Below are 20,307 nucleotides of genomic sequence, written 5' to 3'. Positions count from 1 at the left end.
CGATCACTCGCCGGAATACACCGCCAACAACAAGCCGCTTTGAACAGCCACGGTCAGCCACTGCGAAACATCCAGATGGGGCACGTCGTTCAAGGCCTGACCCAGGCTGCGGCCTTCTAGCAGGGCGTGAAGGAGCGCAGCCTCCCCCTCCAAGGCCACACGCACACAGGGCTTGAACCCCTGCCGCCAGACCACTGCATCCTCGCCCGCACGGGCTTGCAACAAACGACCGACCTCTTCAAAGCTGGGGCCGTTCTCACCATGCGCCGCATGGAGGGTGGCAACCGGCCAATCACTGCACTGCACAGCGGTACCGGGCGCCAAGCGTAAGCACAACATGCCGGGGTCCTGGGTGCTCAATAGCGTCAAGGTATTTAGGTCCGGGGTCGCGTCTTCCAGCGTGGCCATGCTGTGCAGGGCCCATTCCAAACGCGCCACATCGGGGAGAAAAGGCGTGTCCTGCAGCTGGCTGCTGCTCGCCATAAAGGCAGCCAGGCTTTCGCCCCATTGCGCCACATCGCCGCGCACAGGGGGGTGGGCATGCCAGTAGGCACGGGCCAGATCCCCCATGCTTTCCACGCCTAATAGTTGGGTTAATACTGGATAAGCGGCCTGCAGCGCGCGTTCTGCCAGCGCATGCGCATTGGATTGATAGGCTTTCAGGCCTCTGGCGCCCGGGTCCATTGCGCAGGCAGCTATGTTTTTCATAGCATTTTCCGCAGGCCAATCGAAAAGCGCTGCCACCAACGCTTGTTGTTGCTGTGCCAGGGTGCTCATGTGTCGCACGCCTCGGCTGGCTGCAAGGCGGCTTGAGCCCTCTGGCGCGCCAAGTCGGCTTCACCCAGCAGCACTTCCAAGGCTGGCACGTCGGTGTCCCACTCCATCAGTGTAGGCACCGCGCCAAAGCGCCGGATGGCATGGCGGTAGACCGCCCACACCGCGTCGGAGACTCGGCTTCCGTGGTCGTCGATCACGATGTGGCCGTGCGCGTCATTCACCTCGCAATGGCCGGCCACATGCAGCTCGCCCACCGAAGCGGGGTCGATGGCATCCAGCCACGCACAGCAAGCGGCCACCGGATCGCGGGCATCGCCTTGCAGTTGTGCGTTCAGGGCATTGACGTAGATGTTGTTCACATCGACCAGTAACTCGCAGCCGGTACGTCGGGCCAAGGCATTGAGGAAATCCGGCTCAGACCATTCCTGCTCGCCCGGCACCGGACGCCACTGAAGATAGGCCGACAGGTTTTCCACCATGAAGCGACGCTGCAAGCGGTCTTGCACACGCTGCACGTTGGAACAGAGCGTGTCCAGCGCTTCGTCACTGAACGGCAATGGCAGAAGGTCGGCAGCATGCACCATGGCGACCGAACCCCATGGCGCGCGGGCAAAGCTGGCATGGTCGCTGACCCTGACCGGGTCGATGCGGCGTACCAGTGCCTCCAATTGGTCCAGATGCCAAGAGTCCAGCCCCGCGCCCGATCCTAATGAGAGGCCCACGCCGTGCAGACTGACCGGATACATGGCACGCCCCTGTTCCAACACAGCCAGGCTGGCGCCACCGCGGGCAAAAAAATTCTCGGAGTGGACTTCCAGAAAGTCCAGCGAAGCTTGCTGTTGCAGCAGCTGCGCGTAATGAGGGTGCCGCCACCCGATACCGGCCTGAATGTCGCCGGACAACGCCGGGGCATGTGGTGCTTGCATGAGCGGGTATGCGTGGGGGCGGACTTGGAAATGCAATCGATGCGGAATTACATCTTGGGCGCCATCAGGCTGCCCTTCATTTTTTCGCAGGTGCCTTTGGCCACATATTTCCATTCGCCTTTGTCCATGTCCACTTTGGACTGGCCGGCACACGAGTGGGTACCGGAAGCGTTTGCGCAGTCGTTTTGACCGGCCTTGGCGATGCCGAAGCATTTCTCTTTTTCCTGGGCGGCAACGGGGGCAGACGCCAGGGTGAGGGACATCAGGGTGGCAGCGGTAGCGGCAAGCAGGGCACGTTGGTTCATGTCGAAACTCCTTGAGTAATTGCATCAATGAAAACAACCATTCAGCGTCCGGTGCGGTGCGCTCCAGCGCTGTGGTTGACGTTTAGTCCTGCTGCCAGGTGCTTTCTTACACTCCTCGCAAAAAAAATACAAAACTCGCCCAGTACACTGCGCATCACACTCCGCGAGCACGCCATGACCCGCTACGAAGACCAGGTCGCAGAACATCGCGACTATCTGTACAAATTCGCCCGCTTGCAACTGCGCAATGAAGCGTGGGCCGAAGATGCTGTCTCAGAAACCCTGCTGGCAGCGCTGGCCAAACCGCAAGCATTCGACAACCGGTCGCAGCTCAAAACCTGGCTGGTTGGCATCCTCAAACACAAGGTCGTGGACGCATTGCGCCACCACGGCCGCGAAGTCACGGGGGTGGGCAGTTCGGAGGATGAAGATACAGATCCGCTGGAGCTGCTGAACTTCAAGGCGGATGGGCACTTTGTGGAAACACCTGCGGATTGGGGCAACCCGGAACAGCAAACCAGCAGCCGGCAGTTCTTTGAAATTCTGGAAGCCTGCACGGAAAAGCTACCCGCCGTGCAAGGGCGGCTGTTCCTGATGCGCGAATGGCTGGAGTTGTCTAGCGAAGAAATTTGTAAGGAACTCGATCTGACACCGACGAATCTCTACGTCCAACTCCACCGTGCCCGCTTGAGGCTCAGGGAATGTCTTGAAATGAATTGGTTCCAGAAAGCAGGTGCCTTGTGAAGCTGCTGCGCCGTACATGCAAAGAAGCGACCGCCTTGATGGTGGCGAGGGAAGATCGCGCCTTGCCGATGGTGGATCGTGTGGCTTTGTATTTCCATCTCGCAGCCTGCAAAGCCTGCCCCCGCTTTGAAAAGCAGATGCTGACCCTGCGCAACAGCATGCGCCAGTGGCGCCATTACAGCGAAAACGATGCCGATTCTGCCGGCTAACCTGAAAAAACAAGAAAAACTAGGATTCCTCAACAAAGTAACGCATAATGGTTTGGCATTGCCGAAATATCGGTGTGCAAGTTTGCGGTGATTAGTCAGTTTCGCGTCTGCTTTAAGTCTTCAATGGTTTGTTGATTGCGGTTAAGGACTCCATCGCGTTTTGAGTTATTTTGAGGAGTCCATCCATGGGCAACAAACTTTACGTAGGCAACCTGCCTTATTCTTTCCGTGACGAAGACCTGCAACAAGCGTTTTCCCAGCACGGTTCCGTTTCCAGCGCCAAAGTCATGATGGAACGCGACACCGGTCGCTCCAAGGGCTTCGGCTTTGTGGAAATGGGCAGCGATGCTGAAGCACAAACTGCTATCAGCGCCATGAACGGTCAACAGTTCGGCGGCCGCGGTTTGGTCGTGAACGAAGCACGTCCCATGGAGCCACGTCCTCCCCGTTCCGGCGGCTTCGGCGGCGGCGCTGGTGGTGGCGGTGGCTACGGCGGCGGCGGCCGTTCCGGTGGTGGCGGCTTCGGCGGCGGTGGCCGTTCCGGTGGCGGCGGCTACGGTGGCGGCGGTGACCGCTCCGGTGGCGGCGGCTACGGCGGTGGCCGTTCCAGCTACTAAGCCAAGAACTGCTTCTGCAGATCAAAAAAGGGACCTTCGGGTCCCTTTTGTTTTGCTTGTCTCACGCGTCGGTTACGCCTCATCGATGCGACGCTTGCGGGGGCGCCCCGCCAAAGCTTTGTCAAACAAGGCATCCGGCAAAGCTCGCAATAGCCTGGCCACCCAACCCATCTGCCATGGAATCACACGATAACGCACACCCTGCGTGATAGTGGCAAATGCCCGCTGCGCGAAAGCATCGGCAGTCATCAAAAAGGGCATGGAGTACCGGTTCTGGCGGGTCAAAGGCGTGTCGATGTAACCGGGGCAAATGGTGACAACCTTGACTCCGCTGGCACTCAGTTCTCCGCGCAGTGATTCGCAATAGGCAATCACGGCCGCCTTGCTTGCACAGTAGGCTCCGTGCCCGGGCAAGCCACGGATGCCGGCCACACTGCCTATTCCGACCAGCCGGCCCGAACCGCGCTGTTCCATGGCAGCTATGAAGGGATGGAAGGTCGCCGCCAGACCGATGTTGTTAGTGGCAAAGGTCCGTTGCATGACATCAATATCACCACGAATGCCCGTATCCATACCGATGCTGATGCCCGCATTGGCCACGACTACGTCCGGTACGCCTTGGGCACTCAAACAGGCACGACCCGCAGCCACAATGCTGTCGGTATCCGCTACATCTGCGCTATAGACCTTGAAGCGCTGTAAATCCAACCGTTCTGCGGTCGCCCAGCGTTCAATCTCGGCGGTTCGCCTCGCCACCAATGCCAGCGAATAGCCTGCGTCATAAAAGCGTTTGGCCAAAGCCTGGCCGATTCCGCTGGAAGCGCCGGTAATGAAAATAAGCGGTGGCATAAATTTCCTTGAAAACTGACCTAGCGTGTAGCCGGAATCAAGGTGCCACGAACGCGACCTTGAAGCCGAATTACCTGTTGGACATTGTCATAGTCCATGGCATCTGCGGTGAAGACATCTTTGCCGCGCCGCAATTCAACCGGCTTGTTCGACTTCACTTGCTCAGTGTCCATGAAGGCATGCAAGAACTCACCCCGGTATTCTGTTCGTACCTGTTCCGGATTGTTCTTGCTTGCCGGTACCGCTTCGCGCACCACGACCGCATTTCCAATGAGCTGCACCTCAGAGCCGTCCTCATTGGTCAGGCCGCGGTTGGCAGTTGCGGTAGTGAGCCGACCCTTGGCATCAAAAGATCGGATTCGAATGGCGTCTATCTCCAGCCATTGGGTGTCGGGATAATGGCGAGCCACGTCGCCCATCACCTCTGATCGGAGCTTGCCCGCAGGATCGAAGGACTTCACGCTGAAGCCATGCATAAAGTAATCCGGTTCATGGCCACGTACCCTTTCAGGTGCATTGGGTTCAACTACCGGTGTACTACGAACCAACCAATAGGTTCCCAGCGCCAACACCCCCATCACCAGAACGGGGAGGTACAGCATCAGCCGTTCCCAAGCACCGTAGAAAAAATTTTTCACGAAAGATACGGCTCTAAAAGATCCACATAGCGACCACTGGCCACCATCAACAGATCACAGACCTCCCGGACTGCCCCGTTTCCGCCGGCAGTACGAGTGATGTAGTGAGCGCGACCGCTGACCTCCACATGCGCATTCAGTGGCGCCGCTGCAAATGCACAACGCAACATCATGGGCAAGTCCGGCCAATCGTCGCCCATGGCGGCAGCCTGCTCCCAGCCCAAGCCCAATGCGTTCAGGATTTCTTGCGCTGCTGGATGCTTGTCTTCAGTGCCGAAACGGGCCTGTTCGATGCCCAGGGCTTGGAGGCGCAGCCGCAGGGCGGGCGAATCCCGGCCGGTCACCACCGCGGGCGTAATTCCAGCCTTTTGCAGCAACTTGAGGCCATGGCCGTCCAAGGTGTTGAAACGTTTGCTGGTCTCTCCCTCCGCTGTAAAGTGCAATCCGCCATCTGTGAGAACACCATCCACATCAAGAAAAAGAACGCGGATGTTCTGCGCTTTCAGCAGCAGATCCGGCGGGAAATTCAGCAGTGGTTTCATCAAATCACCTTGGCCCGCATCAAATCATTGCTATTGATGGCACCGCATAAGCGCCCGGCATCGTCTACCACCAACACGCTGGTAATGCGGCGGGCTTCCATCAGGTCAGCCGCGTCAACCGCCAAAGCATGGGCCGGGATGGTGCAAGGATTGGCGTGCATAACATCCATCGCTGTCTTAGCGCGTAAATCAGTCCCTTGCTCCACCAACCTGCGTAAGTCTCCGTCGGTAAAGATGCCCATCAAAGTCTCGTCTTCGGTCACTACCGCGGTAGCGCCCAAGCCCTTCGCGCTCATTTCGCGCATCAGTTCGCTGAATGTCGCAGTGGGCCATACGCGCGGAATGGCATCCCCACTCCGCATGACGTCCGACACATGGGTCAGCAGTTTGCGCCCTAATGCACCACCAGGATGAGAGCGGGCAAAGTCCTCTGCGCGGAAGCCCCTAGCGTCCAGCAGAGCCACGGCCAGGGCATCGCCCATGGCCAGTTGTGCTGTCGTGCTCGCTGTAGGCGCGAGATTCAGGGGGCAGGCCTCTTTACTCACCGCGGTGTCGATCCAGAAATCGGCATGCTGGGCCATGGTGCTACGTGCATTGCCTGTCATGGCGACCAACGGTACTCCCAAGCGTTTGAGTACCGGAAGAATTGCCGCAACTTCCTGGGACTCTCCGCTGTTGGAAATCATGAGCACCAGATCTGCATCCGTCACCATGCCCAGATCACCGTGACTGGCCTCAGCAGGGTGCACAAACATGGCGGGGGTACCGGTGGATGCAAGAGTAGCTGCAATCTTGCGACCCACATGACCGCTTTTGCCCATCCCCATGACCACCACGCGCCCCGAGATCGTCAACACCCGTTCCACCGTCCTCACAAAGCCTTCACCAAGACGGCTTTTCAGCCCCTGAACGGCTGCAGCTTCGATGTCGAAGGTTTCGTTGGCGAGGGCAATGGCGCGCTGCGCATCAAAGCTGGATGCAATGAGGGAAGGTACTGTCATCCGAGCATTTTATAGAGCGCATGTCTCTTGCTAGTATCCGCCTATGACCGGTTTAGAAATCACCCTGCTTTACCTCCTCGCCGCCGTGCTGGGAGTGGTGATTTGCCGCACATTGAAATTGCCGCCCATGCTGGGCTATCTGGCTGTCGGCGTGGTGATTGGTCCCAATGCCCTCGCGTTGTCCCAAAACTCCGAGGCCGTGCGGCACTTGGGGGAATTCGGCGTCGTATTTCTGATGTTTGTGATCGGGCTGGAGTTCAATTTGCCGCGTCTACGGGCGATGCGCCAGCACGTGTTTGGCTTGGGGCTTTTGCAGGTGGCGCTAACCATGTTACTGGCCACGGGGCTCATGCTCGGCCTGTCTATCTGGCTGTCAGGCGCTTGGCATCTGGGTTGGCAAGCGGCGCTGGCCCTGTCCAGTGCGCTGGCCATGAGCAGCACTGCGATTGTGGTGAAGCTGATGGTGGAGCGGCTGGAAATGGAATCTGAACACGGAAAACGCGTGATGGGCGTTTTGCTGTTTCAGGATTTGGCCGTGGTACCACTGCTGGTGCTGATTCCCGCCCTCAGCGCATCGGGGGAGCGCTTGATGGAAGCGTTGGCGCTCGCAGCCTTCAAAGCTACAGTGCTAGTCACCGTTTTGCTGGTGGGCGGGCAGCATGTCATGCGCCGCTGGCTGACGGTCGTGGTGCGCCGCAAGAGCGATGAGCTGTTTGTACTCAATCTACTGCTGATCACGCTGGGCCTCTCCTGGCTGACGGAGTTGGCTGGCTTGAGCCTGGCCTTAGGCGCCTTCATTGCGGGCATGCTGATTTCCGAGACGGAATACAAGCACCAGGTGGAAACCGACATCCGGCCGTTCCACGACGTACTGCTGGGGCTTTTCTTTATCAGTATCGGGATGCTGCTGGATTGGCGCTTGGTCCTGGAGCGCTGGCCACTGGTTTTGCTGCTGCTGGTGGTACCTACCCTCTTCAAGGCCGCCCTGGTAGCGCTGATTGCAAGAGGCCTTGGCGCGACAGCGGGCGTGTCTTTGCGTACGGGCCTCTATCTTGCACAAGCCGGTGAGTTTGGCTTTGTGCTGCTGACACTGGCCCAGAAAAATGCCTTGGTCCCCCCCGAGCTGTTGAATCCCATCCTGGCAGGCATGGTGCTATCGATGTTGGCGACCCCCTTCATCATCATGAATGCCAACCGTATCGTCATGAAACTGGTCAGCAGCGAGTGGCTGCAGCAATCCCTGCAAATGACGACGATTGCGCGCAAGTCCATCAACGCCAACCAGCACGTCATCATTTGCGGCTACGGGCGCTGCGGCCAGAATCTGGCACGCATGCTGGAGGGCGAAGGGATACCTTATATGGCGCTGGACCTTGACCCGGATCGGGTACGCCAGGCTGCAGCAGCAGGGGATTCCGTAGTGTTCGGAGACGCAGCCCGCTTGCAAGCCCTGATGGCGGCCGGTCTTGCGCGAGCCAGCGCCGTGGTCATCACTTATCTGGATACCAATGGCGCCCTCAAGGTACTTGCCAATACCCGTTCACACGCGCCACAGGTACCTGTCATTGTTCGCACCCAGGATGACCAGAATCTGGAAAAGCTGCAGGAAGCTGGCGCCACTGAAGTGGTTCCCGAGGCCATCGAGGGCTCACTCATGCTCGCCAGCCATGCGCTTGCACTGGTGGGTGTGCCTATGCGACGGGTGATCCGCATCGTGCAGGATCAGCGTGATGCTCGGTACAACCTCTTGCGCGGTTTCTTCCACGGTGCGGATGACAACTCTGTCGACGAGCTGCAGAACGAACGGCTGGCCACCGTGAGTCTGCCCATGGGGACGAAATCTGCCGGGAAGTTGATAGGTGATTTCGGTCTGGAACGCTTGGGTGTACGTTTGGTAAGTTTGCGACGTGCGGATGGCAAAACTGTCTCACCCGATGCGCAGACTCGCCTTATGGCGGGTGATACCCTGGTCCTGAGCGGCAAGGCCGTCGAGTTGGCAAGTGCTGAGCAAAAACTGCTCAAAGGTGCTTAATCTTATCGACGCTTCGGCGCACAATAGCGCGGCGCCACTCTGGCGCCTTTTCTTTGAATTCCTATGCAACACCTCAGCATCAATCAGTACCTCCGTGACCATATCCGCACTGTCCCCGACTGGCCTACGCCAGGCGTGCAGTTCCGTGACATCACGCCGCTTCTGCAGGATGCCAAGGTTTTCCGGGTGTTGATTGACGCCTTTGTGCACCGCTACATGGACCCCACCATGCGACCGGACGTAGTGGCCGGACTTGACGCGCGCGGTTTCATCCTCGGGGCCGTGGTGGCCTACGAATTGAATATCGGTTTCGTCCCCATCCGCAAGAAAGGTAAGTTGCCTTTCACCACGGTTGAAGAAACCTACGAGCTGGAGTACGGCAGCGCCACTGTGGAGCTCCATACCGACGCAGTGAAAAAGGGCGACCGCGTGCTGCTGATTGACGACTTGATCGCCACCGGAGGGACCATGATGGCAGGCAAGAAGTTGCTGGAGCGTTTGGGTGCGCACGTCATGGAAGGCGCCGCCATTGTGGACTTGCCGGAATTAGGCGGATCCGACAAGCTGCGGGAAGCCGGTCTGCCTTTGTTCACCTTGGTGGATTTCGCAGGTCACTGAGCTGCGAAATCGGCGTCGCCCTCAGTTCAACTCGCCGTACTGGGTGCCACTGAGGGGAGATTGGCGTTCGTCAATCTCGGTATCCGCAAATCGGGATGGCTGTGGATTGCGACGGGATGACTTCATGATCTCGCCAGGCGCCGACAACTTGGCCGGGGCCGGCACCGACGCCAGCGCCTGCTTGAACGCGGCAACCTCCGAGGGTTGCAGAGGTTCAAATCGACGGGGTGTCGGTAGCGTACGGACATGATCGTCCTGCGTATGCGACAGGCTGGAGCTCACATGCTCATTCACGCGCCAGTAGACAGCCGTCACCAACAGGTCATGGCGGGTTTTGGCAATTTTGGCGATGTGTGTCTCGATGCCAGCCAAGCGGGCGGGGTCGCTCACATTGCGGGCCGCCATATCCATCATGATCAGGTACTGGCGCCCGCGAGAGTCCAATGACAGCACCTTGAACTTGTAGCTGCTCGACAGCATGCCGGCGCCCGTCATCGATTCGCGCACCACGGCGTACAACAACTCTCGCCGCTCAAGCCGCTCACTGCGGCGGGCAGACGTCATTCCCGATGACGCGCCTGAAGCAGATTTGCTCCGGCCATGGCGCGCAGAGACTCGATCTCCATCCATCTGGTCGAGACCTGAGTGACGGGTGCCGAGCGTGTTATTGGAACTCGTCCGAGTAAACCAGCTGAATAGTGACATAGGTGAGTGACTCCTGTGCGACGCCAGAGTGTAGTGCAGGCTATTTGCCGATACAAAATTTTGAAAAGATGACACCCAGCAGGTCATCCGCGCCGAATTCGCCGGTAATGCTGTTCAGGGCATTCTGACCAAGCCGGAGTTCTTCTGCCAACAGGTCCAAGGCAGCACTACCGGAGGCCAGCAATTCCGACGCCATGTCCAAATGCTGACCCACCAGATGCAAGGCCTGTACATGGCGTTGGCGGGCCATGAAAGCGCCACTCTGTGCGGGTTGCCACCCTGCCGCTGTGAGCAAGTTTTGCCTCAACGCATCGAGGCCAACGCCGGTCTTGGCAGAGAGAAAGATGCCCTCCAAACCAGTTTCCGGAGTCGCTGCGTCAGACTTGTTCCAGACATGGATCACCGGTATGGATGCAGGCAGTTTTTCTGCGATAGCGCCCGCTATATCTGCGTCAGCTGCTATGTATTCAATAGCAGAACTACGTGTCAAATCATGCAGGAACAGGACGGCGTCTGCGGCTTCAATAGCCTGCCAGGCCCGTTCGATTCCGATTTTTTCCACGGCGTCATCACTGGCACGCAAACCGGCCGTGTCGATGATGTGAAGAGGCACGCCTTCGATTTGGATCGTCTCCTGCACCTTGTCGCGCGTAGTACCTGCGATGGGGGTCACGATGGCCAATTCAGCACCCGCCAAGGCATTCAAGAGAGATGACTTGCCGGCGTTCGGTTGCCCGGCAATGACCACCTTCAAACCTTCGCGGAGCAAAGCTCCTTGGGTCGCTTTGGCCAGCACCTGTTGGAGAGCTTGTTGCAAGCGTTGCAACTGCCCAACCGCGTCCGCTTTCTGCAGAAAGTCAATTTCCTCTTCGGGGAAATCGAGCGTCGCCTCTACCAGCATGCGCAAGTGAATGAGCGCATCCCGCAAGATGCCGATTTCCTTGGAGAAGGCGCCGGACAAAGACTGGCTGGCACTGCGTGCTGCCGCTTCCGTGCTTGCGTCGATGAGATCGGCGATGGCCTCTGCCTGGGCCAGATCGAGCTTGTTGTTCAGGAAGGCACGTTGGGTGAACTCGCCCGCCTCGGCAATGCGCAAACCAGGCAACAGAACGCTTGAGACGCCCTCTGTTTGCACACTGTTTGCCAGTGCAAGACAGCGGGCGACCAGCAACTGCAACACCACAGGCCCGCCATGAGCCTGGAGTTCCAGTACGTCTTCACCTGTGAAGGAATGGGGGCCCGGAAAAAACAAGGCCAGCCCATGGTCAATAGGCTGGCCTTTTTCGTCAGGGAAAGGGAGATAGGTCGCTTCTCGCGGCCGCAAGGCTTTGCCCAGCAGCGCCTGCGTGAAAGCGCCAAGACTCTTTCCACTCAACCTCACGATACCGACAGCACCGCGGCCGGAGGCCGTGGCGATGGCGGCAATGGGGTCAGAGTGACGTGACAGCACGCGCGACCGGCCCTTTTACTTGAACTTGGGCAGGTTGAACTGGGGTGGCACACCCATGCGGGTGTTGATGATCCACTGCTGCGCAATCGACAGAATGTTGTTGGTAATCCAGTACAGCACCAAACCGGACGGGAAGAAGAAGAACATGACGCTGAAGGCCAACGGCATGATCCACATCATCTTGGCTTGCAGGGGGTCCGGTGGCGCAGGGTTGAGCGCCGTCTGCAGCAGGGTCGTCAAAGTCATGACAACCGGCAGGATGAAATAAGGATCCGGCGATGACAAGTCATGAATCCACATGACCCATGGCGCATTGCGCATTTCCACACTGGACAGGAGCACCCAGTACAAGGCGATGAACACAGGAATCTGGATCATGATGGGGAAGCAGCCACCCATGGGATTGACCTTTTCCTCGCGGTAGATCTTCATCATTTCCTGCTGCATCTGCTGCGGATTGTCCTTGAGGCGCTCACGCATTTCCATGATGCGCGGGTTCACCGCCTTCATCTTGGCCATGCTGGCGTACGCCTTGGCATTGAGCCAGTAGAACGCGATTTTCAACAGCAGCACCAGGGCCACGATGGACCATCCCCAGTTCTGGATGAAGCTGTGCAGCTTGTCGAGCAACCAGTACAAGGGCTTGGCCAGAATGGTCAACCAGCCGTAGTCTTTCACCAGCTCCATGCCGGGTGCCAAAGCCTCGAGTTTTTTCTCCTCTTGGGGACCGACAAACAGTTTGGCCTCTACGGCCTTGGTTTGACCGGGGGCCACGGCTTCCAGCGGCGTGATCATGGTGGCGCGGTAGCAGCAATCAGCGACGGTCGCACCCACATCTTTGGCATCCAGAGAGAAGGTCCGCTTCTCGTCCGCTGGCAAGATCCAGGCACTGGCAAAGTAGTGCTGCACCATGGCGATATAGCCATTGGAGCTTTCTTTCTCAAAGTCAGCGTTCCCTTTTTTAATAGCGCTGAACTCCACCTTCTGGTACTTTTTAAGGTCGGTATAGACCGCAGGGCCTGTGAAGGTGGAATAGAACGAGGACTCGCCGGCAGGCTTGTTGCCGTCACGTACCAGCTGCAAATACAACTGAGGGTTCAGTGCAGTTGCACCGGTATTGACGACTTCGTGCTTGACCGCAATGTCATATGCACCACGGCGCAAGGTGTAAGTCTTCACCAGCTTGATGCCACCAGTGTCTTGTGAGGTGAAAACAATCTTGAGCTCGTCCTGCCCATCTTTGAGCGACTTGTCACCACTTACTGCCATGACCGACTTATGGGTCGGAAAGCTGTCAGGCGCAGCGCCACCGATCAGTCCAGTTTGGGCTTGGTAGTAACGGTCTTTGGTGTCGTCCAGCAACACGAAATTGCGGGACTTGTCGTTGGAATCAAGGTACTGCAGGAATTCAGAACGAACCAGCGAACCACCCAGAGTGTCAAACGTCAGTTTGAGCACATCGGTGCTGACCTCAAAGCGCTCAGACGCCAGGGCTGGAGCCGATGTGGAGACCGGTGCCTGCCCTGCCGCTACTGGTGCAACAGGTACGCCGGCCGAAGCACTCACCGCGGGAGCCGGAGCTGAGGCCGCTTTTTGTGCAGGGTTAGGGAAGAAAGTGGCTTGCTTTCCATTGTGGATCTGCCACTGGTCCCACAAGAGAACCATGGAGAACCCAAAGATCACCCACAAAATGGTGCGGCGAATATCGTTCATGAAGACTTCTTCTCAGAGGGGGATTGAATCAAGCGACTGAACAGTCGCGGCGCATTCTCAGGCACGGGATCGTGCCCACCCGCGCACCACGGGTGACAGCGCGCGAGACGCGCAACCATCAAATAGCTGCCTATTGTCGCACCGTGCCGCTCAAGAGCTTGCAAGGCGTACACAGAACATGTGGGGTTAAAACGGCACGCAGAGCCCAACCAGGGGCTCAACAACAAACGATAGCCTTTGATCAGACCTATCAGCAGCCCCCGAATCATGCCTGGGACTCCGGGAGAGGAGCTGGCCTGCGTGAGGGAGGGGCACCAACAACTTGACCGAACAGATCCAGCAATTCCTGCCGGACCGCAGCCTTGAGCGCATCAGAGGTGGCACTCACGAATTGCTTGCGGTCAAAGTCCCGGCGCAAGCGGATGAGGTGCGCTTTTTCCTTGAGCACCGGAGCAAACTCGACGCCCAAGTGGTACACCTGCCGCTTGATGGTATTGCGCGTTACAGCACGTTTGGCCCAACGCTTGGGCACCATGGCACCCAGCCAGATCCCGGAAGCGGGAAACACCGGCACAGCTTCTTCAGGCACAGAAACACCAACAGCGCAGCAATGCAAAGCAAAGTGCGCTGTTTTTGAAACCGTAGTGCCACCCAGAGCCGCTTGGAACTGGGCGCGCGTTTGAAGGCGCTTGACGGCAGGCGGTCTGCCGGTTTGCGGTTCCGCGTTCACCAAAAGCCGGAAGCTTTGGTTAGCGAAGCCGTCTTAGACAGCCAGACGCTTGCGGCCCTTGGCGCGGCGTGCGTTGATCACAGCGCGGCCGCCGCGTGTCTTCATGCGGACCAGGAAACCGTGGGTACGTGCGCGACGGATTTTGGAGGGTTGGTATGTGCGTTTCATGAAATTTTCCTAACAGGCTCTGTGGGTATCTGCGCGACCCATCGATGCATTCCACCAACGGCCTAACAGCGCAGATTTCGGTCTTATCGCCCCGAACACAATCAGGGGAACCGCGGATTATCGCAAACTTTATCAATCAGGGCAACACCTTAGGGACGAATCAGATTCTTTTGCACGAACTGTGCAACGCGGCCGGCAGAATGTGGATAAAGTATTGATAAATTAGAATCCGCTTCGCAGCAAACAACAACTATCCACAGAAGCTGACCCGCACAATGACCCAGGGCTCCCATCCCAACTCCCACGACGGCTCCAATTTTGAACTCGGGCAAAGCCTTTGGCAAAGCTGCGTAGACCAACTCGCACAAGAACTTCCCGAGCAGCAATTCAACACGTGGATCAAGCCGCTGACAGCCCTCGTTCACGAGGACATGTCCAAAATTACCGTGTTTGTGGCTAACCGCTTCAAACTTGATTGGGTGCGCGCACAATACAGCCAGCGCATTGCGGGAATGTTGGAGAAGCTTTACGGACAAGCTGTTTCCGTAGAGTTAGTGATCACTCCGCGCGAAGCACCCGTGCGTCCGGCCATGGCACCCCGTGCCGCAGAAGTGCCCGCAGCCATTGAGGAAGTGGAAGTCGGCGAGGACCGCGTGGCCGGCGGGCCCAAGAGCCGGCTCAACAGCATGTTGACTTTTGAGAGTCTGGTCGAAGGAACCGCGAACCGCATGGCGCGCGCCGCCGCCATGCACGTGGCCACCATGCCCGGCCACCTGTACAACCCCTTGTTTATCTACGGCGGCGTGGGCTTGGGCAAGACCCACTTGATGCATGCGGTAGGAAACAGGCTGCTTGTGGATAAGCCTGGATCCAAGGTGCTTTACATCCATGCAGAACAATTTGTGTCGGACGTGGTGAAGGCCTACCAACGCAAAACTTTTGACGAATTCAAGGAGCGTTACCACTCCCTGGACCTGCTCTTGATTGACGATGTGCAGTTCTTTGCCAACAAAGACCGCACCCAGGAAGAGTTCTTCAATGCTTTTGAGGCCTTGCTGGCCAAGAAGTCCCACATCGTGATGACCAGCGACACCTATCCCAAGGGCCTGGCCGACATTCACGAGCGCCTGGTGTCGCGTTTCGACTCCGGCCTGACCGTGGCCATCGAGCCACCGGAACTGGAAATGCGGGTGGCGATTCTGATCAACAAGGCGCATGCCGAGGGCTCTGAAATGCCCGAAGAAGTGGCCTTTTTCGTGGCCAAGAACGTGCGCTCCAACGTCCGCGAATTGGAAGGCGCACTGCGCAAAATACTGGCGTATTCGCGCTTCAACCAAAAGGAAATCTCCATCCAGCTGGCCCGGGAAGCTTTGCGCGACCTGCTGTCCATCCAGAACCGGCAGATTTCGGTGGAAAACATCCAAAAAACGGTGGCCGACTACTACAAGATCAAGGTCGCGGACATGTATTCCAAAAAACGTCCCGCCAGCATTGCCCGGCCGCGCCAGATCGCCATGTATCTGGCCAAGGAGCTGACCCAGAAGAGCCTGCCCGAAATCGGCGAGTTGTTCGGGGGGCGCGACCACACCACGGTGCTGCATGCAGTGCGCAAAATCGGCGGTGAACGCCAGCAGCTCACTGAACTGAACCAACAGTTACACGTTCTGGAGCAAACCCTGAAGGGTTAACAGCAAAAACAAGCGCCTACCCCCGTAACTCACTGAAAAAACAGGGAAAATGGCAGGATTGAATGTTTGGCAGAGTTTCACAAAGAGGTTGACATGATCGTATTGAAGGCAACGCAAGACAAGGTCTTATCGGTTCTGCAATCGGTGGCCGGTATTGTCGAACGCCGCCACACCTTGCCCATTCTTGCCAACGTGCTGTTGCGCAAGACCGGAACCTCCCTTCAACTCACCACCAGCGACCTCGAAATTCAAATCCGTACCACGGCGGAACTGGGTGGTGACACCGGCAGCTTCACCACCACCATCGGAGCGCGCAAGCTGATCGACATCCTGCGCACCATGCCCGGTGACCAGACGGTGTCTCTGGAATCCAGCCAAAGCAAAATCATCCTCAAAGGCGGCAAGAGCAAGTTCACGCTCCAGACCATGCAGGCAGAGGACTTCCCGCTGGTGCAGGAAAGCGCCAGCTTCGGCCCCGTGTTCAGCGTGCCGCAAAAAACCCTGAAGGACCTCCTGAGCCAGGTGTCCTTCGCCATGGCAGTCCACGACATCCGCTACTACCTCAACGGCATTCTGTTTGTAGCCGAAGGCAAGCAGCTCAGCCTGGTCGCCACCGATGGCCACCGCCTGGCATTCGCCTCCGCTACCTTGGACGTAGAAGTGCCCAAGCAGGAAGTCATCCTGCCCCGCAAAACGGTCATCGAATTGCAACGCTTGTTGTCTGACGCCGAAGGCGCCATTGAGATGCAATTCGCCAACAACCAAGCCAAGTTCACTTTCGACGGCATGGAGTTCGTGACCAAGTTGGTAGAAGGCAAATTCCCGGACTACAACCGCGTCATCCCCAAGAACCACAAGAACAGCATCACCTTGGGCCGCGAAGCGTTGCTCAAGACGTTGCAACGCACCGCCATTCTGACGAGCGACAAGTTCAAGGGCGTTCGCCTGAACATTGATCCCGGCAGCCTGCGCGTAGCTTCCAACAACGCCGAGCAGGAAGAAGCTGTGGACGAGTTGGACATCGACTACGGCGGCGACAGCATTGAGATCGGCTTCAACGTGACCTACCTAATCGATGCCCTGAGCAATATGAGCCAGGATATGGTGAAAGTGGAGCTGTCCGACGGAAATAGTTCTGCCCTGATCACCATCCCCGATAACACGACCTTCAAATACGTCGTGATGCCCATGAGAATCTGATGCTACAAAAATAGTAGCTGCCCGCGTAATCAAACCCCCGCTCACCGGGGGTTTGGTCATTCAAGAGTTTGAGATTTTTCGAAGAGAAGTTAGCCATGACTGAAGAAAACAAGTCGGTTTCCACCCCTGAAAACGCCGATGGCGCTGTGCACACGGGCGAGGGCGGAGCCGACAGTTCCAACTTCCAGCCCACCATCGACACCAACCAAGCCGGTGCGACCGAGGCCTATGGCGAAGGCTCGATCCAGATTCTTGAAGGCCTGGAAGCCGTGCGCAAGCGCCCCGGCATGTACATCGGCGACACGTCCGATGGCACCGGCTTGCACCATCTGGTGTTTGAAGTGGTGGATAACTCCATCGACGAGTCTCTGGCAGGCCATTGCGACGACATTCTGGTCACCATCCACTCCGACAACTCCATCAGCGTCGTCGACAACGGCCGTGGCATCCCCACCGGCATCAAGCTCGACGACAAGCACGAACCCAAGCGTTCGGCCGCTGAAATCGCACTGACCGAATTGCACGCCGGCGGCAAGTTCAACCAGAACAGCTACAAGGTGTCCGGCGGGCTGCACGGCGTGGGTGTGTCCTGCGTGAACGCGCTGTCCAAAATGCTGCGCCTGACCATCCGCCGTGACGGCAAAGTCCACACGCTGGAATTCAGCAAAGGCTTTGTGCAGAACCGCATCGTCGAGACGCAGAACGGCATCGAAGTCTCGCCCATGAAGATCATCGGCGACACCGAAAAGCGTGGCACCGAAGTGCACTTCCTGCCAGACACCGAAATCTTCAAGGAAAACAACGATTTCCACTATGAAATCTTGAGCAAGCGTCTGCGCGAACTCAGCTTCCTGAACAACGGCGTACGCATCCGCCTCAAGGACGAGCGCAGCGGCAAGGAAGACGACTTTGCCGGCGCCGGTGGCGTTCAGGGCTTTGTGAACTACGTCAACAAGGGCAAGACGGTTCTGCACCCCAATGTGTTCCACGCCATGGGCGACCGCCAGAGCGACCAGGGCACCAACATCGGCGTCGAAGTGGCCATGCAATGGAACAGCGGCTTCAACGAGCAAGTGCTGTGCTTCACCAACAACATCCCCCAGCGTGACGGCGGTACCCACTTGACCGGCCTGCGCGCTGCGATGACCCGCGTCATCAGCAAATACATCGAACAAAACGAAATGGCCAAGAAGGCCAAGGTCGAAGTTACCGGTGACGACATGCGCGAAGGCCTGTGCTGCGTGCTGTCGGTGAAGGTGCCCGAGCCCAAGTTCTCCAGCCAGACCAAAGACAAGTTGGTGTCCAGCGAAGTGCGCGGTCCGGTAGAGGACATCGTAGGCAAGCTGCTCGCCGACTACCTGGAAGAGCGCCCGAACGATGCCAAGATCATCGTCGGCAAGATCATCGAAGCCGCGCGCGCCCGCGAAGCCGCCCGCAAAGCCCGTGACATGACCCGCCGCAAAGGTGTGCTCGATGGCATGGGCCTGCCCGGCAAACTGGCTGACTGCCAGGAAAAAGACCCGGCCATGTGCGAGATCTACATCGTCGAGGGTGACTCCGCCGGCGGCTCCGCCAAGCAGGGTCGCGACCGGAAGTTCCAGGCCATCTTGCCCTTGCGCGGCAAGATCCTGAACGTGGAAAAAGCCCGTTACGAAAAGCTGCTCACCAGCAACGAAATCCTGACACTGATCACCGCACTGGGTACCGGCATCGGCAAGGCTGGCGGCAGCACCGGTGGGGACGACTTCAACGTCGCCAAGCTGCGCTACCACCGCATCATCATCATGACCGACGCGGACGTGGACGGTGCCCACATCCGTACGCTGCTCTTGACCTTCTTCTACCGCCAAATGCCCGAGCTGGTGGAGCGCGGCCACATTTACATTGCCCAGCCCCCGCTTTACAAAGTGAAATCCGGCAAAGAAGAGCTCTACCTGCAGGGCCCGGCAGAGCTGGACGGCTACTTGCTCCGCATCGCATTGGTCAACGCTTCGGTGTACACCGGCGGTCCCAATGGCACCACGTTGAGCGGCGACACGCTGGCGGAACTGGCCCGTAAACATCAATTGGCCCAGGCCGTGATCGCCCGCCTCAAGAACTTCATGGATGCGGAAGCCCTGCGTTCCGTGGCTGATGGCGTGGTGCTCAACCTCGACACCGTGGCAGATGCCGAAGTCTCAGCTGCAGCCCTGCAAGCCAAGTTGCCTGACGCCGAAGTGGCCGGCGAGTTCGATGCCCGCACCGACAAGCCCATTTTGCGCATCAGCCGCCGCCATCACGGCAACGTGAAGAGCAGCGTGCTCACCCAGGACTTTGTGCACGGTGCCGACTACGCCGCCCTGGCCGAAGCTGCCAACACTTTCCGTGGTCTGCTGAGCGAAGGCGCCCGCGTCATGCGCGGCGAAGGCGAGAAGCAGAAGGAAGAGAAGGTCTCCGACTTCCGTGAAGCCATGGCCTGGCTGATCGGCGAAGCCGAGCGCACCTCCAGCCGCCAGCGCTACAAAGGCTTGGGTGAAATGAACCCCGCCCAGCTGTGGGAAACCACCATGGACCCGACCGTGCGCCGCCTGCTGCGCGTACAGATCGACGACGCCATCGAAGCCGACCGCGTGTTCACCATGCTGATGGGCGACGAAGTCGAACCCCGCCGCGACTTCATTGAAACCAACGCCTTGCGCGCCGGCAACATCGACGTTTGATGACGCTGAGTTCCGGAACGACGGGGCTCATCGGTCTGCTGGAAACCTGGAGTGCGATAGAAGTCCGACCCACCCGGCCGGACTGGGCACTCCATTGGAGCGCGTGGCTGGGGCCACTGGATGCCATTGCATTGCGTGGCGCCTTGCCCGCCATCACCAAAGCCACCAAGGTGGTTGCACCCCGGACCGCGCATGAGCCCGACCTGAGCCAGGCATTGCAACAGCTGCGTGATGACTTGACCGGATTCATCCGGCAACCACCCGTGCGGCCGGTGCCTGCGCAGGTGCGAGTGGCGGGCATTGCCCAAGCGGCGCCCGAACCGGCAGAAGATGAGGACTACGGCAGCTACCGCCAGCGCTACCTGGACATCCAGCGGCGCATGGAGCTGCGTGTAGGCCCGTTCCGCCATCATTGCCGCGAGGTACTTGCCCGCACCAGCCCCCGCCTTAGCCAATTGGCCCAGATGGATGCCACCCTGGAAGACATGCTGGGTGAACGCGCCCAGGCACTGCTGGCAAAGCTCTCCGCACTACTGGAGCGGCGTTTTCACCGTTATCGCCAGGATGCTGCGCTCTCCATGGCCGCATTCGAGCAAGATTTTCAAGACGCCCTGGTGGCGGAACTGCACTTTAGATTGGAACCCGTCACCGGCCTGGTAGAGGCCTGGCAGACCGGGGCCTGACACCACATGACTC

22 protein-coding genes are annotated in these 20,307 nt (G+C 58.5%); 9 read left to right on the top strand and 13 right to left on the bottom strand.

Going from position 1 to position 20,307, the window contains the following annotated elements:
- Positions 1-3 precede the first annotated feature (3 nt).
- The 3 genes from ACOAP0_RS10560 to ACOAP0_RS10550 are packed head-to-tail and all read right to left on the bottom strand — an operon-like array spanning position 4 to position 2,008.
- Positions 4-777: an HvfC/BufC family peptide modification chaperone gene (locus ACOAP0_RS10560; RefSeq protein ID WP_498376360.1), complete on the bottom strand. Its 774-nt coding sequence runs from the start codon at positions 775-777 to the stop codon at positions 4-6.
- The gene (gene bufB, locus ACOAP0_RS10555) at positions 774-1,703 is read right to left on the bottom strand and encodes an MNIO family bufferin maturase (protein WP_498376358.1); all 930 of its coding nucleotides are present in this window, start codon (positions 1,701-1,703) and stop codon (positions 774-776) included. Before bufB ends, ACOAP0_RS10560 begins: the two co-directional genes overlap by 4 nt.
- 47 nt (positions 1,704-1,750) lie before the next feature.
- Positions 1,751-2,008 carry a BufA1 family periplasmic bufferin-type metallophore gene (locus ACOAP0_RS10550; protein WP_313868227.1) on the bottom strand — a complete coding sequence of 86 codons (258 nt, stop codon included), beginning with the start codon at positions 2,006-2,008 and terminating at the stop codon, positions 1,751-1,753.
- A 174-nt stretch (positions 2,009-2,182) separates the two neighbouring features.
- Here ACOAP0_RS10550 and ACOAP0_RS10545 point away from each other — a divergent pair, with 174 nt between their 5' ends.
- The 3 genes from ACOAP0_RS10545 (at position 2,183) to rbp (ending at position 3,578) form a co-directional block, all read left to right on the top strand.
- The gene (locus tag ACOAP0_RS10545; RefSeq protein WP_481874278.1) at positions 2,183-2,752 is read left to right on the top strand and encodes a sigma-70 family RNA polymerase sigma factor; all 570 of its coding nucleotides are present in this window, start codon (positions 2,183-2,185) and stop codon (positions 2,750-2,752) included.
- Positions 2,749-2,961, top strand: coding sequence for a zf-HC2 domain-containing protein (locus tag ACOAP0_RS10540; RefSeq protein ID WP_313876616.1), 213 nt, complete (start codon positions 2,749-2,751; stop codon positions 2,959-2,961). The genes ACOAP0_RS10545 and ACOAP0_RS10540 overlap by 4 nt, the downstream gene beginning before the upstream one ends.
- Before the next feature lie 185 nt (positions 2,962-3,146).
- Entirely contained in the window at positions 3,147-3,578 is a 432-nt protein-coding gene (rbp, locus tag ACOAP0_RS10535) for an RNA-binding regulator (protein ID WP_087495822.1), read from the top strand.
- A 72-nt stretch (positions 3,579-3,650) separates the two neighbouring features.
- On the opposite strand, the gene ACOAP0_RS10530 is transcribed toward rbp, so the two are convergent.
- Genes ACOAP0_RS10530 through ACOAP0_RS10515 form a run of 4 tightly spaced genes read right to left on the bottom strand, consistent with a single transcriptional unit; the run spans position 3,651 to position 6,608 of the window.
- Positions 3,651-4,427: an SDR family oxidoreductase gene (locus tag ACOAP0_RS10530; RefSeq protein WP_498376357.1), complete on the bottom strand. Its 777-nt coding sequence runs from the start codon at positions 4,425-4,427 to the stop codon at positions 3,651-3,653.
- A gap of 20 nt (positions 4,428-4,447) precedes the next feature.
- A complete protein-coding gene (gene lptC, locus ACOAP0_RS10525; protein WP_498377771.1) occupies positions 4,448-5,029 on the bottom strand; it encodes an LPS export ABC transporter periplasmic protein LptC in 582 nt (193 codons plus the stop codon).
- Positions 5,030-5,061: 32 nt separating this feature from the next.
- The gene (locus ACOAP0_RS10520; protein WP_087495820.1) at positions 5,062-5,607 is read right to left on the bottom strand and encodes a KdsC family phosphatase; all 546 of its coding nucleotides are present in this window, start codon (positions 5,605-5,607) and stop codon (positions 5,062-5,064) included.
- On the bottom strand, positions 5,607-6,608 hold the full coding sequence (locus ACOAP0_RS10515; protein ID WP_498376356.1) for a KpsF/GutQ family sugar-phosphate isomerase: 1,002 nt from the start codon (positions 6,606-6,608) through the stop codon (positions 5,607-5,609). The genes ACOAP0_RS10520 and ACOAP0_RS10515 overlap by 1 nt, the downstream gene beginning before the upstream one ends.
- 43 nt (positions 6,609-6,651) lie before the next feature.
- Here ACOAP0_RS10515 and ACOAP0_RS10510 point away from each other — a divergent pair, with 43 nt between their 5' ends.
- Together ACOAP0_RS10510 and ACOAP0_RS10505 are read left to right on the top strand one after the other, a co-directional pair.
- Positions 6,652-8,640, top strand: coding sequence for a monovalent cation:proton antiporter family protein (locus ACOAP0_RS10510; protein ID WP_481874272.1), 1,989 nt, complete (start codon positions 6,652-6,654; stop codon positions 8,638-8,640).
- A 63-nt stretch (positions 8,641-8,703) separates the two neighbouring features.
- Positions 8,704-9,258: an adenine phosphoribosyltransferase gene (locus tag ACOAP0_RS10505; RefSeq protein ID WP_087495817.1), complete on the top strand. Its 555-nt coding sequence runs from the start codon at positions 8,704-8,706 to the stop codon at positions 9,256-9,258.
- Between the two features lie 21 nt (positions 9,259-9,279).
- Here the strand turns inward: ACOAP0_RS10505 and ACOAP0_RS10500 are convergent, their stop codons facing one another.
- The 6 genes from ACOAP0_RS10500 to rpmH form a co-directional block, all read right to left on the bottom strand.
- Positions 9,280-9,822 carry a hypothetical protein gene (locus tag ACOAP0_RS10500; RefSeq protein ID WP_087495816.1) on the bottom strand — a complete coding sequence of 181 codons (543 nt, stop codon included), beginning with the start codon at positions 9,820-9,822 and terminating at the stop codon, positions 9,280-9,282.
- Between the two features lie 181 nt (positions 9,823-10,003).
- Entirely contained in the window at positions 10,004-11,413 is a 1,410-nt protein-coding gene (gene mnmE / locus ACOAP0_RS10495; protein WP_498376355.1) for a tRNA uridine-5-carboxymethylaminomethyl(34) synthesis GTPase MnmE, read from the bottom strand.
- A 15-nt stretch (positions 11,414-11,428) separates the two neighbouring features.
- Positions 11,429-13,126: a membrane protein insertase YidC gene (gene yidC, locus ACOAP0_RS10490; RefSeq protein ID WP_498376354.1), complete on the bottom strand. Its 1,698-nt coding sequence runs from the start codon at positions 13,124-13,126 to the stop codon at positions 11,429-11,431.
- Positions 13,123-13,395: a membrane protein insertion efficiency factor YidD gene (gene yidD, locus ACOAP0_RS10485; protein ID WP_087495813.1), complete on the bottom strand. Its 273-nt coding sequence runs from the start codon at positions 13,393-13,395 to the stop codon at positions 13,123-13,125. The genes yidC and yidD overlap by 4 nt, the downstream gene beginning before the upstream one ends.
- Entirely contained in the window at positions 13,392-13,856 is a 465-nt protein-coding gene (locus ACOAP0_RS10480) for a ribonuclease P protein component (protein ID WP_087495812.1), read from the bottom strand. Before ACOAP0_RS10480 ends, yidD begins: the two co-directional genes overlap by 4 nt.
- Positions 13,857-13,889: 33 nt before the next feature.
- Positions 13,890-14,024 carry a 50S ribosomal protein L34 gene (gene rpmH / locus ACOAP0_RS10475; protein WP_006299042.1) on the bottom strand — a complete coding sequence of 45 codons (135 nt, stop codon included), beginning with the start codon at positions 14,022-14,024 and terminating at the stop codon, positions 13,890-13,892.
- Between the two features lie 275 nt (positions 14,025-14,299).
- On the opposite strand from rpmH, the gene dnaA reads away from it, so the two are divergent.
- The 4 genes from dnaA to ACOAP0_RS10455 all read left to right on the top strand — a co-directional run bounded on the left by dnaA (position 14,300) and on the right by ACOAP0_RS10455 (position 20,294).
- Positions 14,300-15,712 (top strand): chromosomal replication initiator protein DnaA, encoded by a 1,413-nt coding sequence (gene dnaA, locus ACOAP0_RS10470; protein ID WP_313876627.1) that lies wholly within the window; start codon positions 14,300-14,302, stop codon positions 15,710-15,712.
- A gap of 93 nt (positions 15,713-15,805) precedes the next feature.
- On the top strand, positions 15,806-16,912 hold the full coding sequence (gene dnaN, locus ACOAP0_RS10465) for a DNA polymerase III subunit beta (protein ID WP_498376353.1): 1,107 nt from the start codon (positions 15,806-15,808) through the stop codon (positions 16,910-16,912).
- Between the two features lie 95 nt (positions 16,913-17,007).
- Positions 17,008-19,611: a DNA topoisomerase (ATP-hydrolyzing) subunit B gene (gene gyrB / locus ACOAP0_RS10460; RefSeq protein ID WP_481874268.1), complete on the top strand. Its 2,604-nt coding sequence runs from the start codon at positions 17,008-17,010 to the stop codon at positions 19,609-19,611.
- Positions 19,611-20,294: a DUF3348 family protein gene (locus tag ACOAP0_RS10455; protein ID WP_498376352.1), complete on the top strand. Its 684-nt coding sequence runs from the start codon at positions 19,611-19,613 to the stop codon at positions 20,292-20,294. The genes gyrB and ACOAP0_RS10455 overlap by 1 nt, the downstream gene beginning before the upstream one ends.
- Positions 20,295-20,307 lie beyond the last annotated feature (13 nt).

Source organism: Curvibacter sp. Hmag1.1, assembly GCF_059769165.1.
This window is presented reverse-complemented; position numbering and strand designations above follow the sequence as displayed.